Below are 17,273 nucleotides of genomic sequence, written 5' to 3'. Positions count from 1 at the left end.
GAAGAAGCATAGTCAATTATAAATTCATATTTATGGCTATTTTATAATTTTCTTCAACTTTTTTCCAATTTATAATTTTCCAAAAAGAAGAAATATAATCAATTCTACGATTTTGATATTGAAGGTAGTAAGCGTGTTCCCAAACATCTAATCCTAAAATTGGTATTCCTTTACAACCTATTCCTAACATTAATGGGTTATCCTGATTTCTTGTAGAACAAATAGTTAATTCTTTTTTATTTTTTACACATAGCCAAGCCCATCCAGAACCAAAATGGTTTGCCGCAATTTCAGAGAATTTTTCTTTAAAAGAATCAAAAGATTTGAAATATTTTTCAATAATTTCATTTAGCTCTATACTTGGAGAAATGTTTTCTGAATGAGGAATTAATATTTCCCAAAATAAATTATGATTATAAAATCCACCGCTATTATTTCTTATGATAGGAGTTTCAATATTTGCCCTTCTTAGTATTTCTTTAATAGAAAGATTGATCATATCTGTTCCTTCAATAGCTTTATTTAAATTGTTGGTATATCCAGCATGATGTTTAGTATAATGAATTTCCATAGTTTTTCGATCTATATAAGGTTCAAAATCCTTATAAGAATAAGATAATTTTGGAAGTTTAAATAACATAGTTTTTTATTTTGAAAACAAATATAATAAATATAACAAAAGATTAAGAAACAAATCTTACAATATTAGAGCTTTTATTCCTGGAAGAATTTCATTTTTTAAACTTTCTAACATAGCTCCTCCTCCAGTAGATAAATAACTGATTTTTTTTTCTAATTTTTCCATTTTTAATGAAGCAATAGTATCTCCGCCACCTACTAAAGAGAAAGCTCCTTTTTCAGTTGCATTAACAATTGCTCTTGCTATGGATCTAGTTCCTAACGAAAAATTATAAAATTCAAAAACACCTACAGGTCCATTCCAAAAAATGGTATTTGATTTATTAATTATATCACAAAAATATTTTATAGATTCTGAAGCTATATCTAGACCTTTCCATCCATCTGGGATAGAGTGAATAGGGACGATTTTCTTTTTAGCATCATTATCAAATGAATTTGCTATAGTAACATTTTTTGGAAAATGTAATTTTTTTTTATTTTCATTTTTACAAAGAATATTTTTGATTATTTTTTTAGTATTATCACTGATATTTTCTATTAGGGAATCCCCTATTTTTCCTCCTTGTATTTTGATAAAAGGATACACCATTCCTCCACCTATCAATATAAAATCTGAAAAACGAATGATTGATTCTATAATGTCAATTTTAGAAGATATTTTTGCTCCTCCTAATAAAATAGTAATAGGTTTTTTTCCTTTTTTCCCCAATATCTTTTCCAAAGATTGGATTTCTTTTTTCATTAAAAATCCAATGCATTTTTTTTCTTTGAAAAATTTTGGAAGAACACTTATAGAAGCATGTGAACGATGTGAAACACTAAAAGCTTCATTAACATAAATATCTCCTAAACTCGCTAATTTAGAAGCAAAGTTTTCATTTCCTTCTTCTTCTTCTTTGTAAAAACGAAGATTTTCCAATAATAAAACTTCTTTATTTTTTAGTTCACGAATATTTTTTTTTGTATTTTCTCCTATACAATCTTCATAAAATTTTATAGGAATTTGTAATTTATTGGATAATAAAGGAACTATAATTTTTAGAGAATCATATTTACAACGTCTTCCTTTTGGTCTTCCAAAATGAGAAAGGAGAACAACTCTTCCATGATCAGAAATAATTTTTTGAATAGTAGGAAGACTATATTGAATTCTGGTGTCATCTGTGATTTGAAGAGAGGAATGATCAACGGGGACATTAAAATCAACTCTAACTATAGCTATTTTATTTTTAAAATTAAAATCGTTTACAGTTTTTATTTTATTTTTATTGATTTCTATCATATTTTTTTATAAAAAAATCATTACAAATACAAATAATGGCATAATAGCACATAATTTTTTTTTTATAAGTTAAAAAAAAATACAGATTTTTAATGTAATTTTGTCGGATTTAGTTTTTTTTTGATGAAATTTAAAATAGCAATAGGATCTGATCATACAGGAATAGATTATAAATGTTTAATTATTGATTTTTTAATTAGTAAAGGACATCAAATAAAAGATTTTGGATTTTCACGTTATGAAGATCAAGTAGATTATCCTGATTTTGTTCATCCTACAGCTAAATTTGTAGAAATAGGGAAAGCCGATTTTGGAATTATTATTTGTGGAAGTGGAAATGGTGCTGCTATGACTGCTAATAAGTATCAAAAAATTCGTGCTGCATTAGTATGGAAAAAAGAGATTGCTTTTTTAGCAAGAAGACATAATAATGCTAATATAATTAGTATTCCAGCACGTTTTATAGATAAAGATAAAGTTATAGAAATAGTAGAAATGTTTTTGAAAACAGGTTTTGAAGGAGGAAGACATAAAATAAGAATAGAAAAAATTCCATTGAAAAATAATGATAATCCTCAGTAGCTCAGTTGGTTAGAGCACTTGACTGTTAATCAGGGTGTCGCTGGTTCGAATCCAGCCTGAGGAGCTTGTTTTTTTTTCGGGGGGGTAGCTCAGATTGGTTAAGAGTACACGTCTGGGGGGCGTGTGGTCTCTGGTTCAAATCCAGTCCCCCCGGATTAATTTTTAATGAAATCAGAGACTAATTTCATTGCTTTTTTTTTTGTTTGAATTAAATTAATATTCGGTAAGATAATATCGAATGATTTTGCATAATTATATTCTATTTTTGCTTTGTTTAAACGTATTTTTATTTTTGATAATTCTTCATAATTTCTTACAAAAAGTCTTTTCTTTAAAATTTCTAAATGAACCATTATAAATATAGATAAAGAATTGTTTGGATATTGTTTTTTTAAACATAATCCTCCTTTGACATCTACATCAAACAAAACATGTTTATTTTTTTTCCAAAGATTGGAAATTTCACTTTTTAAAGTTCCATAAAATAGTTTAGGATAAACTTCTTCCCACTCTGCGAATTGATATTTTTTTATTTTTGAAATGAATTTATCTTCAGAAATAAAATAATAGTCTTTTCCGTATTTTTCATAATTACGTATTGTTCGTGTTGTGCAAGAAACAGAAAATTTTAATTTTGGAATTTTTGAAAGAAGATAACGAGAAATTGTCGTTTTTCCGGATCCAGAAGGTCCCGATAAAATAATCATTTTTCCTATTTCCATTATTATTGTTTAATAATATATTTAAAATCATATCATAATAAAATAAAAGATGATAAATAAAACTCAAAACTCAGATATTAAATATTATTTTCTTTATATATATTTATATGTTTTTTAATGTTTTTTAAAATTCTCTTTTTATTTTATTCAATTATAATTATGAAATTAGGAATAGTAGGAGCCACAGGAATGGTTGGACGTGTGATGATAGATCAACTGGAAAATCTAAACTTTCCATCAGATGAATTGTATTTATCTGCATCTGAAAAATCAATAGGGAAAGAGTTTTTTTTCAGAAAAAAAAAATATACTATTCTTAGTATAAATGAATTGTTGTCTAAATCTCTTCATATTGTCTTATTTTCAGCTGGATCAGATGTTTCAAAACAATGGGCGCCTAAATTTGCAGAAATGGGAGTAACTGTTATTGATAATTCTTCTGCATGGAGAATGGATCCTAATAAAAAATTAATTGTTCCTGAAATAAATGGTTTTTGTTTAAAAAAAACAGATAAAATTATTGCTAATCCAAATTGTTCCACAATACAATTAGTTATGATTTTGTATCCTTTACATTTAGAATATTGTATAGATCGTGTAGTAGTATCTACATACCAATCGATTACAGGTACTGGACAAAAAGCTTTAAATCAATTTAATAAAGAAAAGGAAGGTTTTTCTTATTATGAAGATGAATATGAAAAAATATATCCATATCCTATTTTTCAAAATGTGTTACCGCATTGTGATTCCTTTTTAGACAATGGTTATACAATAGAAGAAATTAAATTAATGAAAGAAACAAAAAAAATAATGAATGATAAAAAGATATCTATCACAGCAACTTCTGCAAGAGTTCCTGTGATAGGAGGACATTCAGAAAGTGTTAATATAACATTTAAAAAAGAACCAGATATCAATAGAATTTATGAAATTCTTTCGAAAACAAAAGGAGTTATTGTTCAAGATTCTCCAAAAGAAAATATTTATCCTATGCCATTTTTTTCTCATGGAAAAGATGAAGTATTTGTTGGACGCATTCGAAAAGATTATTCTTGTATCAATTCATTGAATCTTTGGATCGTTGCAGATAATTTAAGAAAAGGAGCAGCAACCAATACAATACAAATTGCGGAACTATTGATAGAAAAGAAATATGTTTAGTTATTTTTTTTGTTTGTTAATAATTAAAGTATATTCTCCTAATATTTTTTTATTATTTTTATTTGTATAATACAAAATCATATCTTCAATATTTCCTCTTAGCGTTTTTTGAAAAACTTTTGATATTTCTTTACATATGACAATATCTCTTTTCAATCCAAAAAAAAATTTGAAATCATTTAATGTTCTGATTAATCTATGAGGAGATTCGTAGAATATGAAAGTTCTATTTTCTTTGGATAAATTTTCTAATTTTTTCCTTCTTTTTTTTTTGGGTAAAAAACCAATAAATGTAAATTCATGAATAGGAAATCCAGAGCAAACTAATGCTGGAACAAAAGCAGTTGGTCCTGGTAAACATTCTATATCTATAGAAGCATTGATACAGGATTTAATGAGTAAAAACCCTGGATCTGATATATTTGGAGTTCCTGCATTGGAAATTAATGCTATTTTTTTTCCTCTTTTTATTTTTTCTAAAATAGAAGGAATTATTCTATGCTCATTGTAAATGTGATAAGTTTTTGTATTAGTTTTAATATTATAAAAGTTTAATAATTTTTTTGAAAATTTGTTATTTTCTACTAAAATAAGATCTACTTCTTTCAATATTCGTAGACTTCTAAATGTGAAATCTTCAAGATTTCCTATAGGAGTAGGAACAATATATAATGACATTTTTTTTTTTTTTTTCTAAAGAAAATAGATTGTAAATCTCGTCTTTTTTATAGAAGAAAATTCCATAACTTTCATGTCTTAATATATTAAGAAAAAAAAACGAAATGAGATTCAAATAAGATGATTTTTATCATTCAATTATGCGTTATTAATTGAAAAAAAATATACTTAAAGTAAATGATTTATAAAATGTATTAAAGAAAATAAATTAATGCTGATGAAATAAAAAAAGAATGAAAGGTAAACAATATATATTTAGAAGTCGTTTAGTATCTGGAGATATCATATTTAAATATGAAAGGTAAACAATATATATTTAAAAGTCGTTCAGTATCTGGAGATATCATATTTAAATATGATTTGAATGGTTTTTTAAGAGAGGTAATATTTCCTGAAAGTCTTTCTTTATCACATTACATATGGATTGGAAAGTATTTGCCTTATAGTGAGTCTATTATCAATAGAATGAAAAATACAAAATCTTCATTCTCTATAGAAGAAATTCCTGCAGATTTATCTTTTAATCGTTTTTGGACAGATTATAGTTACAAGGTAGGTAAAAAAAAAATGGCAGAAAATATATGGAATAGAATGTCTTTGTCTGATAGAGTCAAAGCTTTGTCATATATTCCTAAATATTTAGATCATATCCGAAGAACAGGACATGATCAAGCATATCCTACAACTTATTTAAATCAAAGATATTTTGATAGTTAATTTCAAAAAAAACTTTATTCACTTTTGTTTTCTTTTTCTCTATTTTTTAACAGAATGTTAATCGCTTGTTCTCTATTAAAAGAAACAGAATTGAAAAATATATTTTCATCAATTGAAACTGATTTATTTTTATGTTTTATAAAAATATTATATTTGTTAATTTTCAAAAAAATTTCTTTATTTTCAAAAGTTCCTAGTGATTTAGGTAATTCAAGAAGTTTTAATGCGGTTTTCAAAGAAATAGTATCAATTTTTTGATTCCTTAACAAAGGAGAAAATTTTGGTTTTTTCTTATCTGTAAATTCTCCCATTTGAATAATGGGACCAAATCTTCCAATTTTTGCAAAAATTTTTTTATTTGATATTGGATCTATTCCAAGAAAACGTTTTTTATGAATTTTTTCTACATTTTTTTTTACATATTCTATTTTTTTATGGAATTCATCATAAAATTTTTGAATGATTTTATTCCAAGATTTTTCTCCTCTGGCTATATCATCAAAATCTTTTTCTAAGTTTGCTGTGAAGCTGTAATCTACAATTACTTGAAAATTTTCTTTTAAAAAATTAGTGGTTAAAATTCCCATGTCTGTAGGAACAAACTTATTTTTTTCTATTTCAGTAATTTGATCTTTTTTTTCTGTTAGAATATTTTTTTTAAGTAAAAAAGTTTCACGAACTTCTGTTTTTTTTAGAATTTTTTGTTTACTAACATAGTTTCTTTTTTGAATAGTGGAAATAATAGGAACATAAGTGGATGGTCTTCCTATTCCTAATTTTTCTAAATTTTTTACTAAAGTAGCTTCATTATATCTAGGCAAATGTTTTGTAAAAATTTGTTTTGCTATGATTTCATTTTTTTGCAATGGAGTTCCTTCTGATAAGGATAAAAAGAGTTTATTTTTGATATCTTTTTTTTTTATTTTCATAAACCCATCAAATATTATATTCTTTTCTGAATACACAAAAGGATATTTCAAGTTGAAATTGGAAGATTGAATATAGAAATTTTTAATTTCTATATGTGCATCTGACATTTGTCCTATTATAGTTCTTTCCCATATAAGTTGATAAAGATGTTTTTGAAAAACATCCAAAGTATCTAAAAAATTTCTTTTGATATCTGTAGGATGAATAGCTTCGTGAGCTTCTTGAGAAAATTTGTTTTTAGATGGAAATTCTTTTGAATTTAAATATTGTTTTCCATATAATAAAAGGATATAATCTTTAATATTGGATAGAATATCTTTTGATAGATTTGTACTATCAGTGCGAATATATGTGATATATCCTTTTTCATACAATTTTTGTGCAAGAAACATGGTTTTTGATATAGAAAAGTTTAGTTTTTGACTAGCCTCTTGCTGTAAAGAAGATGTAGTAAATGGAGGAGAAGGAGTTTTTTTTTCATATTTAGTAATAATATTTTTTACTAAAAAGAAAGCATTTTTACATGACATTAGAATATTTTTCATTTCCTCTTTACTTTCTATCTTTTTTTCTAATTTTGCATTTAAAATTGTTTTCTTTTTTAGATCTGTAAAAATTCCGTGGATTTGGTAAACTGGAGTAGGGATAAAATTTTGAATCTTTTGTTCACGTTCTACTATGAGTCTGACTGCTGCAGATTGAACTCTTCCTGCGGAAAGTCCCGTATTAATTTTTTTCCATAAAATAGGAGATAATTGGAATCCTACTAATCTATCTAAAATACGTCTTGCTTGTTGAGCATAAACCAAATTGTAATTTATTAATCTAGGATTTTCTATAGCATGAAGAATAGCTTTTTTTGTAATTTCGTGAAAAACTATCCTTCTAAATTTTTCATTAGGAATATTTAATATTTTGTATATTTGATATGCAATCGCTTCTCCTTCGCGATCTTCATCAGAAGCTAACCAAACTAATTTATAATCTTTAATTAAAGATTTAAGATTTCTAACTATTTTCTTTTTTTTAGGAAGTACAACATAATTAGGATGAAAATTTTCAAGTATGTTAATTCCTATTTCTTTTTCTGGTAAATCAATAAGATGTCCATAACTAGGAACTACGTGAAAATTTTTTCCTAAGAATATTTGTATAGTATTTGCTTTTGTAGGGGATTCTACAATTACTAAATTTTCTTTCATTTTTCAAAACGAATTTGAAATTATTTATTTCTTTCAACAATAAAATTAACCATTGTTTTTAAAGCATTTTTAATTTTGCTTTCTGGATAAAGTTCTAATATTTTTAATGCATTGTTCCGAAATTTTATCATTTTTTTATAAGCATATTCCAATCCTCCAGATTTTTTAACATAAGCAATAATTTTATTTTTTTTTTTTCATCATAATTTTTTATGGAATTTAGTATCCATTTTTTTTCTTCTTGAGAAGCATTTTTAATGGCATAAATAAGTGGAAGTGTTATTTTTTTTTCTTTTAAATCAATTCCTATAGGTTTTCCTATTATATTTTTTTGAGATATATCTTCTGTATAATCAAATAAATCATCTTTTATTTGGAAAGCAATTCCAATTAATACTCCAAATTTCCTCATTTTTAATGCTGTATTTTCATCTGCATTAATTGAACGTGCTCCTCCTTCACAGGAAGCTGCAATTAAACTAGCAGTTTTATGATAAATGATTTTGTTGTAACTGTTTTCAGTTATATCTAATTTTTTAGATTTTTCCATTTGTAGTAATTCCCCTTCGCTCATGTGTTTTATGGTTTTACAAATAATTTTAAGAAGGTCATGGTAATTATTATTTGTAGCTATCAAAAGACTTTGAGAGAGTAAATAATCTCCGAATAATACAGCTATTTTATTTTTCCATATTGCATTGATAGAAAAAAAACCACGTCTAAGTTTACTATTATCTATAACATCATCATGTACTAAAGTTGCTGTGTGAATTAGTTCTATCAAAGATGCAGTATGATATGTTTTTTTTTGTGTTTTTCCTCCTAACATTTTAGCAATTAAAAAAACAAACATAGGACGAATTTGTTTTCCTTTTCTGTGAAGAATATAATGAGACATTTGATTTATAAGAGAAACTTTACTTTCTATCAAAATAGAAATGAATTGTTTTTCAAAAATTTCCATTTCTTCTTTTATAGAGATTTTTATTTTTTCAAGTATTTTTTTTGTCATTTTTATGAATTAAAATATTATTATTCTTAACTTTATAGTTATGTTAGTTGATTAATTTTAATTACAGAATTAACATTACATCTCCATAAGAATAAAATCTATATTTTTCTTGTATAGCTGTTTGATATGCTTTCATAATTAAATCATATTCTGCAAAAGCTACTGTCATCATAAGTAATGTTGATTTAGGCATATGAAAATTTGTAATCATAGAATTCGCTATACTAAAATTATAGGGAGGAAATATAAATTTATTGGTCCATCCAGAAAAAGGATTTAAAAATTTACTGGAAGACACTGAACTTTCAATAGCACGCATAGATGAAGTTCCTACTGCACATATCCGTTTTTTTTTACATATTGCTTGATTCACTATATCGCATATGTTTTTGTTTATAAAACATTTTTCAGAATCCATTTTGTGTTTAGATATATCTTCTACTTCTACTGGTAAGAAGCTTCCCAATCCGAGATGCAAAGTCACTTCAACTAAGTTTACTCCTTTTATTTCTAATATTTTCAATAAATGTTTTGAAAAATGAAGTCCTGCCGTAGGAGCTGCTACGGATCCTTCTTTTTTTGCATAAACAGTTTGATATCTTTCTTTATCGTTTTTGTCTGGTGGTCTGTTAATATATTTAGGTAAAGGAGTTTTTCCTAATTCTTTTATTTTTTTTATAAGTTCTTCATGATTTCCATTAAAATGAAGTTGTATAATTCTTCCTCTAGAAGTTGTATTATCTATAACTTCTCCAGTTAATCCATTTCCAAAATTTAATTTGTTTCCCACTCTGACTTTTCTTGCAGGATCTACTAAAACATCCCAAGTTCTATCTTGAGAATCTAATTCTCTGAGCAAAAAAACTTCTATTTTTGCTTCTGTTTTTTCTTTATTTCCAAATAATCTTGCTGGAAAAACTTTTGTATTGTTAAGTATTAAAGTATCTCCTTCTTCAAAGTACTGATGTAAATCTTTAAATAATTTGTGTTCAATTTTATTATTTATTCTATGAATAACCATTAATTTGGATTCATCTCTTTCTCTAGTTGGTTGGTAGGCTAAAAGATTTGATGGAAATATAAAGTCAAAATCTGAAGTTCTCATGTTATAAATAATATTATTAATATTGAATTATCAAATATAAGGTCCGTTTTTTTTTATAAAAAATATATATATTTGTTCTTTTACTTGTGTGAAATTTTTTTTTTTTTTTAAAAAAGTGTATACTTGTATTTATTGTTCTTTAGTATAATGGAAATCGCTTCTAGACCTGATTCTAAGGGTTTTTAATAAGGTTTTTGCGTATTTTGATATTATTATTTTTTTACAACGAAGAGTTTGATCCTGGCTCAGGATGAACGCTAGCGGCGGGCTTAACACATGCAAGTCGAGGGGCAACATGAAATCTATGTTATGTAGATTTTGATGGCGACCGGCGAACGGGTGCGTAACACGTATGCAACCTACCTTTTGCTAGAAAATAGCCTGAGGAAACTTGGATTAATATTCTATAATATAATTTTATCGCATGATGAAATTATTAAAACAGAAATGTGGCAAAAGATGGGCGTGCGTCCGATTAGTTAGTTGGTTAGGGTAAAGGCCTACCAAGACGATGATCGGTAGGGGGCCTGAGAGGGTGATCCCCCACACTGGTACTGAGACACGGACCAGACTCCTACGGGAGGCAGCAGTGAGGAATATTGGTCAATGGAGGAAACTCTGAACCAGCCACGTCGCGTGCAGGAAGAATGCCTTATGGGTTGTAAACTGCTTTTGTATAGGAATAAAGATTTCTACGAGATAGAGATTGTGAATGTACTGTACGAATAAGTGTCGGCAAACTCCGTGCCAGCAGCCGCGGTAATACGGAGGACACAAGCGTTATCCGGATTTATTGGGTTTAAAGGGTGCGTAGGCGGTTTATTAAGTCAGTAGTGAAATATTGCAGCTTAACTGTTAAAATGGCTATTGATACTGGTAGACTTTGAGTGAGATTGGAGTAGCTGGAATGTGTGGTGTAGCGGTGAAATGCATAGATATCACACAGAACACCGATCGCGAAAGCAGGTTACTAAGTCTATACTGACGCTGAGGCACGAAAGCGTGGGGAGCAAACAGGATTAGATACCCTGGTAGTCCACGCCGTAAACGATGATCACTAGTTGTTGGATTTTAATATTCAGTGGCCAAGCGAAAGTGATAAGTGATCCACCTGGGGAGTACGGCCGCAAGGCTGAAACTCAAAGGAATTGACGGGGGCCCGCACAAGCGGTGGAGCATGTGGTTTAATTCGATGATACGCGAGGAACCTTACCAAGGTTTAAATGGACTACGAATAAGCTAGAAATAGTTTAGTCTTCGGACGGAGTACAAGATGCTGCATGGTTGTCGTCAGCTCGTGCCGTGAGGTGTTGGGTTAAGTCCCTCAACGAGCGCAACCCTCATTGTTAGTTGCCAGCGAGTTAAGTCGGGGACTCTAACAAGACTGCCGACGTAAGTCGAGAGGAAGGTGGGGATGACGTCAAATCATCACGGCTCTTATACCTTGGGCTACACACGTGCTACAATGGTCGGTACAAAGGGTTGCTACTGGGTAATCAGAAGCCAATCTCTAAAAGCCGATCTCAGTTCGGATTGGAGTCTGCAACTCGACTCCATGAAGTTGGAATCGCTAGTAATCGCATATCAGCCATGATGCGGTGAATACGTTCCCGGGCCTTGTACACACCGCCCGTCAAGCCATGGAAGTCGGGGAGACCTGAAATCGGTGACCGTAAAAGGAACTGCTTAAGGTAGAATCGATAACTGGGGCTAAGTCGTAACAAGGTAGCCGTACCGGAAGGTGCGGCTGGAACATCTCTTTTTTTAGAGGATTTTTCTTCTTATTAAAGATTTCAAGGAATTAGGCTAGAAGTTTTTCTAATTTTAATTTAAGTATAAATATTTTCTTTAAGTATAAGAAGATGTAAGATAAAGTAGAAGTAGAGATGAGATTGATATCTATTTTTTTTCAGTATCAGTCTCGTAGCTCAGACGGTTAGAGCGCTACACTGATAATGTAGAGGTCCGCGGTTCAATTCCGCGCGAGACTATTTTTGTGTTATTAGGGGAATTAGCTCAGCTGGCTAGAGCGCCTGCTTTGCACGCAGGAGGTCATCGGTTCAACTCCGATATTCTCCATTTTTGATTTGTTCTTTGACATAACATACAATGAAACAATTGAGGTCGTTATTTACGAAATAAGAAAAAAGCTAAATAAGGGCGTATGGTGGATGCCTTGGCTCTGAGAGGCGAAGAAGGACGTGATAAGCTGCGATAAGCTGCGGGAATTGGCACATACGAATTGATCCGCAGATGTCCGAATGGGGGAACCTATCATATTAATAGTATGATGTTACTTTTAATAAAGTAATGCAAACCTAGAGAACTGAAACATCTAAGTATCTAGAGGAAAAGAAAACAAAAGTGATTCCGTTAGTAGTGGCGAGCGAAATCGGAAAAGCCTAAACCATTGTCGTTTTATCTTCAATGGGGTTGTAGGTCTACAATAAGATAGATATTTTATATAGCAGAATGGTTTGGAAAATCCAATCATAGAAGGTGATAATCCTGTATGCGAAATGTAAGAAATCATCTAGTAGGAACCTGATTAGGACGGGACACGGGAAATCTTGTCTGAATCTACCGGGACCATCCGGTAAGGCTAAATACTACTCAGAGACCGATAGTGAACTAGTACCGTGAGGGAAAGGTGAAAAGTACTTCGAATAGAAGAGTGAAATAGATCCTGAAACCATATGCTTACAATCTGTCGGAGCCTTTTAGTGAGGTGACGACGTGCCTTTTGCATAATGAACCTACGAGTTAATTTTTTCGGCAAGGTTAAGTAGTTCAGCTATGGAGCCGTAGCGAAAGCGAGTCTGAATAGGGCGTTTAGTCGGAAGAATTAGACGCGAAACCGAGTGATCTACCCATGAGCAGGTTGAAGCTGTGGTAACACATAGTGGAGGACCGAACCGGTTGACGTTGAAAAGTCTTCGGATGACTTGTGGGTAGGGGTGAAAGGCCAATCAAACTCGGAGATAGCTCGTACTCCCCGAAATGCATTTAGGTGCAGCATCGTGTTAAATAATACAGAGGTAGAGCTACTGATTGGATGAAGGGGTTTCATCGCCTACTAATTCCTGACAAACTCCGAATGCTGTTATTATGTTTCACGGTAGTGAGGGCATGGGTGCTAAGGTCCATGTCCAAGAGGGAAACAACCCAGATCATCAGTTAAGGCCCCTAAGTATATATTAAGTTGTAGAAAAAACGAGGTTTAATTGCACAGACAGCTAGGATGTTAGCTTGGAAGCAGCTATTCATTTAAAGAGTGCGTAACAGCTCACTAGTCGAGTGATTGAGCGTGGATAATAATCGGGCATAAATATATCGCCGAAACTATGGGATTGAAAAATCGGTAGGGGAGCATTGCAATAACGTTGAAGCTATATTGTGAAATATAGTGGAGTTTTTGCAAAAGAAAATGTAGGTATAAGTAACGATAATGCGGATGAGAAATCCGCACACCGAAAAACTAAGGATTCCTCAGCTATGTTAATCAACTGAGGGTTAGTCGGGGCCTAAGATGTAATCGAAAGGTGTAGTCGATGGGAAACCGGTTAATATTCCGGTACTTGCTTTTATTGCGATGGGGGGACGAAGTTATGAAACTGTCGCGTACGGACGGAAGTGTACGTTGAAATAGTTAGGCATAAAATATATAGGAAAATCCGTATGTTTTTACTGATCTATGATAGTACCACAAACCTTCGGGGGAGTGGATAGCACAGGTAAGAGCTTCCAAGAAAAGCCTCTAAGCTTCAGATAAAAGTGATCCGTACCAAAACCGACACAGGTAGTTGAGGAGAGTATCCTAAGGTGCTCGAGTGATTCACGGCTAAGGAACTAGGCAAAATAAACCTGTAACTTCGGGAGAAAGGTTGCCTTCCTATAGGAAGGCCGCAGTGAAAATATCCAGGCGACTGTTTATCAAAAACATAGGACTCTGCTAAATTGAAAAATGATGTATAGGGTCTGACACCTGCCCAGTACTGGAAGGTTAAAGGAAAAGGTTAGCTTTTAAGCAAAGCTTTTGACTGAAGCCCCAGTAAACGGCGGCCGTAACTATAACGGTCCTAAGGTAGCGAAATTCCTTGTCGGGTAAGTTCCGACCTGCACGAATGGTGTAACGATCTGGAAACTGTCTCAGCCGTGAGCTCGGTGAAATTGTAATATCGGTGAAGATGCCGATTACTCGCAATGGGACGAAAAGACCCTGTGAACCTTTACTATAGCTTCGTATTGGTTTTGATTGAGAAATGTGTAGGATAGGTGGGAGACCTTGAAGTATTATCGTCAGGTAGTATGGAGTCATCCTTGAAATACCACCCTTTTTTTAGTTGAAATCTAACTTGATAATTAACTATTAAGGACATTGCGTGGTGGGTAGTTTGACTGGGGTGGTCGCCTCCAAAAAGGTAACGGAGGCTCCCAAAGGTACCCTCAACACGTTTGGTAATCGTGTGTAGAGTGTAATGGCATAAGGGTGCTTGACTGTGAGACTTACAAGTCAATCAGGTACGAAAGTAGGGCATAGTGATCCGGTGGTTCCGCATGGAAGGGCCATCGCTCAAAGGATAAAAGGTACTCCGGGGATAACAGGCTAGTCTCCCCCAAGAGCTCACATCGACGGGGAGGTTCGGCACCTCGATGTCGGCTCGTCACATCCTGGGGCTGGAGAAGGTCCCAAGGGTTGGGCTGTTCGCCCATTAAAGTGGCACGCGAGCTGGGTTCAGAACGTCGTGAGACAGTTCGGTCTCTATCTATTGCGAGCGTTAGAAGCTTGAGTGGACCTGATTCTAGTACGAGAGGACCGAATTGGACGAACCTATGGTGTATCAGTTGTATCGCCAGGTGCATTGCTGAGTAGCTACGTTCGGAAGAGATAAGCACTGAAAGCATATAAGTGCGAAACTCACCACAAGATTAGGCTTCTTTTAAGGGTCGTTGAAGATGACAACGTTGATAGGCTATAAGTGTAAAGACAGTAATGTCATAGCTAAGTAGTACTAATTACCCATAAGCTTTTATTTCGTTTTTAACGAAAAGAATTGTGTATAATTGTATGTTATGTCTATTTTTTATAGACTATAGAAAATAAATATATAAAATAAATATAAATGGGTGGTTATAGCAATGTGGCTCCACCTCTTTCCATTCCGAACAGAGAAGTTAAACACATTAGCGCTGATGGTACTGGTTATTCCGGGAGAGTAAGTCACCGCCCTTTTTTCTTGTAATGTAGAGAATTATAACAAACACTCTGAATATAAGTCTCTATTTTTTGCACCACCACTATCTGCACGAAGAATACTCTCACTTCTATAATAATAAAGACTTTTTAATCCTATTTTCCAAGCTTCAACATGAACTTTGTTTATAAATTTTGCAGGAGTCTTTTGATGAAAAGATAAATTGATACTTTGACCCTGATCAATATATTTTTGTCGTATGCTCGCTTGTTTTATTAATCCTAATTGATTTATTTCCTTAAAACATTTAAATACATTTTTCTCTTTTTCATTAAGAGTCGTCAAATTCAAACAAGACCCTTTTTCATTAGCTATTTGTTCCCAAACTTCTGGTAAGTTATATCCATTTTGGATAAGAATTTTTTCTAAATGAGGATTTTTTCGAATATGCATTCCTTTTGCATCATCATCTACATAAATATTTGCAGCTAAAGGTTCTATCCCTTGTGAAAGTCCTCCTGCTAATTTGGCCGAACTTCTATTCGGAGCCATAGCCATTAAAGTCAAATTCCTTCTTCCTGTTCCTCTATTCCATTCTGGTTCTCCATATTCTTTAGCCAAATATTTAGTTGCTTTTTGAGACTCTAATTGTATATATCTAAATATATTGTGAGTTAATATTTCAGATTCTACAGATATGAATGGAATCATTTTTTCTTGTAAATAGGAATGCCAACCTAAAGCACCTAATCCTAATGCTCTACTTTTTTCCGCAAAACGAACAGCATCCTCTATTCCTTGTATATTTTTTCCTTTGTCTATAAATTCTTGTAAAACAGCATCTAAAAATAAAATAGCATAAAACACAGTATTTGTATTTTTCCATTCCATATATTTGAATAAGTTTAATGAGGAAAGACAACATACGAGAGTGTGATTTTCATCTGTTGGCAACATAATTTCTGAACAAAGATTACTATGATAGATTTTTAATCCATGTTTTTTCCAGTTTTCTGGAAGATTTTTATTGGCATTATCTTTAAAAAAAAGATAAGGTTCTCCAGTTTTTACACGTTCTTTCAAGGTATTGATCCACAATTTTCTTTCTTTTCCATTATTTTTCAATACTTTTTCCATAAAAGAATTAGAAATTATTACACCTTGATGAATATTATGACATTGACGATTAATATCTCCTTTAGGTTCTCTTATTTTTAAAAACTCTGGATATTCCTCGTGTTCTATATTTAAATAAATAGCAACTGCACCTCTTCTTGTTCTTCCTTGTTTGCTAGCGACAATAGCACTATCATATGATTTAATAAAAGGAATTATTCCATCAGAAGTTCCCAACGCCCCATTTTTTATAAAACTTCCTACAGGTCTTACGAGACTAAAATCATAAGAAGTTCCTCCTCCGTGTTTACTCAACATAGCCATTTCTAAATTTTTCCTATATATTTCATACATACTATCTCCAATTTTACCTGAAAAACAACTGATAGGCAATCCTTTTTCTGTTCCTAAATTCACCATAACTGGAGTAGAAGGAATAAGCCATCCTTTCCATAAAATATTAAAAAATTCTCTTTCTATTTTTGGTTTTTTTAGAATTTTAGAAGCATTTTTAGATAATCTTTTATACGCTTCAAAAGGAGTTTCTCCATCTAATAAATATCCCCCTTTAATAGTAGTTAAATACAATTCGTTGTTGGCCCATATTGGAATATCTTTTCCAACTTTCCATCCTTCTTTTTCTGCAATAGGGTGTGTTTCCATATTAAAACTAAAACTGATACTGAGAATAGCTAAGTAGTACTAATTACCCATAAGCTTTTATTTCGTTTTTAACGAAAAGAATTGTGTATAATTGTATGTTATGTCTATTTTTTATAGACTATAGAAAATAAATATATAAAATAAATATAAATGGGTGGTTATAGCAATGTGGCTCCACCTCTTTCCATTCCGAACAGAGAAGTTAAACACATTAGCGCTGATGGTACTGGTTATTCCGGGAGAGTAAGTCACCGCCCTTTTTT

10 protein-coding genes, 4 tRNA genes, 4 rRNA genes and 1 pseudogene are annotated in these 17,273 nt (G+C 31.3%); 11 read left to right on the top strand and 8 right to left on the bottom strand.

Features of this window, described 5'->3' with window-relative positions:
• Positions 1–16: 16 nt before the first annotated feature.
• The gene (locus H0H77_RS01715; RefSeq protein ID WP_185851361.1) at positions 17–640 is read right to left on the bottom strand and encodes a superoxide dismutase; all 624 of its coding nucleotides are present in this window, start codon (positions 638–640) and stop codon (positions 17–19) included.
• 57 nt (positions 641–697) lie between these two features.
• Positions 698–1,924: a phosphoglycerate kinase gene (locus tag H0H77_RS01710; RefSeq protein ID WP_185851360.1), complete on the bottom strand. Its 1,227-nt coding sequence runs from the start codon at positions 1,922–1,924 to the stop codon at positions 698–700.
• A 123-nt stretch (positions 1,925–2,047) separates the two neighbouring features.
• Here H0H77_RS01710 and H0H77_RS01705 point away from each other — a divergent pair, with 123 nt between their 5' ends.
• The 3 genes from H0H77_RS01705 to H0H77_RS01695 all read left to right on the top strand — a co-directional run bounded on the left by H0H77_RS01705 (position 2,048) and on the right by H0H77_RS01695 (position 2,660).
• On the top strand, positions 2,048–2,506 hold the full coding sequence (locus H0H77_RS01705; protein WP_185851359.1) for an RpiB/LacA/LacB family sugar-phosphate isomerase: 459 nt from the start codon (positions 2,048–2,050) through the stop codon (positions 2,504–2,506).
• Positions 2,497–2,570 (top strand) — tRNA-Asn (locus H0H77_RS01700). Before H0H77_RS01705 ends, H0H77_RS01700 begins: the two co-directional genes overlap by 10 nt.
• Positions 2,571–2,584: 14 nt before the next feature.
• Positions 2,585–2,660: transfer RNA gene (locus H0H77_RS01695), tRNA-Pro, on the top strand.
• Between the two features lies 1 nt (position 2,661).
• Here H0H77_RS01695 and gmk read toward each other — a convergent pair.
• Positions 2,662–3,228, bottom strand: a complete 567-nt coding sequence (gmk, locus tag H0H77_RS01690) for a guanylate kinase (RefSeq protein ID WP_185851358.1) — start codon at positions 3,226–3,228, stop codon at positions 2,662–2,664.
• A gap of 159 nt (positions 3,229–3,387) precedes the next feature.
• Here gmk and H0H77_RS01685 point away from each other — a divergent pair, with 159 nt between their 5' ends.
• On the top strand, positions 3,388–4,392 hold the full coding sequence (locus tag H0H77_RS01685) for an aspartate-semialdehyde dehydrogenase (protein ID WP_185851357.1): 1,005 nt from the start codon (positions 3,388–3,390) through the stop codon (positions 4,390–4,392).
• On the opposite strand, the gene rsmI is transcribed toward H0H77_RS01685, so the two are convergent.
• The gene (rsmI, locus tag H0H77_RS01680) at positions 4,393–5,070 is read right to left on the bottom strand and encodes a 16S rRNA (cytidine(1402)-2'-O)-methyltransferase (protein WP_185851356.1); all 678 of its coding nucleotides are present in this window, start codon (positions 5,068–5,070) and stop codon (positions 4,393–4,395) included.
• A 294-nt stretch (positions 5,071–5,364) separates the two neighbouring features.
• Between rsmI and H0H77_RS01675 the strand changes: the two genes are divergently transcribed.
• Positions 5,365–5,787 (top strand): hypothetical protein, encoded by a 423-nt coding sequence (locus H0H77_RS01675; protein ID WP_185851355.1) that lies wholly within the window; start codon positions 5,365–5,367, stop codon positions 5,785–5,787.
• 14 nt (positions 5,788–5,801) lie between these two features.
• Here H0H77_RS01675 and topA read toward each other — a convergent pair whose 3' ends face one another.
• From topA to queA, 3 genes and pseudogenes are all read right to left on the bottom strand, one after another.
• On the bottom strand, positions 5,802–7,919 hold the full coding sequence (topA, locus tag H0H77_RS01670) for a type I DNA topoisomerase (protein ID WP_185851354.1): 2,118 nt from the start codon (positions 7,917–7,919) through the stop codon (positions 5,802–5,804).
• A 20-nt stretch (positions 7,920–7,939) separates the two neighbouring features.
• Positions 7,940–8,931: pseudogene (locus H0H77_RS01665) on the bottom strand (polyprenyl synthetase family protein).
• Positions 8,932–8,992: 61 nt separating this feature from the next.
• Positions 8,993–10,036: a tRNA preQ1(34) S-adenosylmethionine ribosyltransferase-isomerase QueA gene (gene queA / locus H0H77_RS01660; RefSeq protein WP_185851353.1), complete on the bottom strand. Its 1,044-nt coding sequence runs from the start codon at positions 10,034–10,036 to the stop codon at positions 8,993–8,995.
• Positions 10,037–10,258: 222 nt separating this feature from the next.
• Here queA and H0H77_RS01655 point away from each other — a divergent pair.
• From H0H77_RS01655 to rrf (H0H77_RS01635), 5 genes are all read left to right on the top strand, one after another.
• Positions 10,259–11,799: ribosomal RNA gene (locus H0H77_RS01655) — 16S ribosomal RNA — on the top strand.
• A 154-nt stretch (positions 11,800–11,953) separates the two neighbouring features.
• Positions 11,954–12,027, top strand: a tRNA-Ile gene (locus H0H77_RS01650).
• Positions 12,028–12,041: 14 nt separating this feature from the next.
• Positions 12,042–12,115, top strand: a tRNA-Ala gene (locus tag H0H77_RS01645).
• 64 nt (positions 12,116–12,179) lie between these two features.
• Positions 12,180–15,072 (top strand): 23S ribosomal RNA (locus H0H77_RS01640).
• 87 nt (positions 15,073–15,159) lie between these two features.
• Positions 15,160–15,269: ribosomal RNA gene (rrf, locus tag H0H77_RS01635) — 5S ribosomal RNA — on the top strand.
• Between the two features lie 19 nt (positions 15,270–15,288).
• On the opposite strand, the gene H0H77_RS01630 is transcribed toward rrf (H0H77_RS01635), so the two are convergent.
• Positions 15,289–17,010: a ribonucleoside-diphosphate reductase subunit alpha gene (locus H0H77_RS01630; RefSeq protein WP_185851352.1), complete on the bottom strand. Its 1,722-nt coding sequence runs from the start codon at positions 17,008–17,010 to the stop codon at positions 15,289–15,291.
• A gap of 150 nt (positions 17,011–17,160) precedes the next feature.
• Between H0H77_RS01630 and rrf (H0H77_RS01625) the strand changes: the two genes are divergently transcribed.
• Positions 17,161–17,270, top strand: a 5S ribosomal RNA gene (gene rrf, locus H0H77_RS01625).
• The 16S, 23S and 5S rRNA genes sit together here with 2 tRNA genes alongside, the layout of an rRNA operon.
• Positions 17,271–17,273: the final 3 nt, after the last annotated feature.

Origin of the sequence: Blattabacterium cuenoti (genome assembly GCF_014251255.1) — a bacterium.
Taxonomy (GTDB): Bacteria; Bacteroidota; Bacteroidia; order Flavobacteriales; family Blattabacteriaceae; genus Blattabacterium; species Blattabacterium cuenoti_W.
The sequence above is the reverse complement of the archived record's forward strand: the minus strand, read 5'-3'. Positions and strand labels throughout refer to the sequence as shown.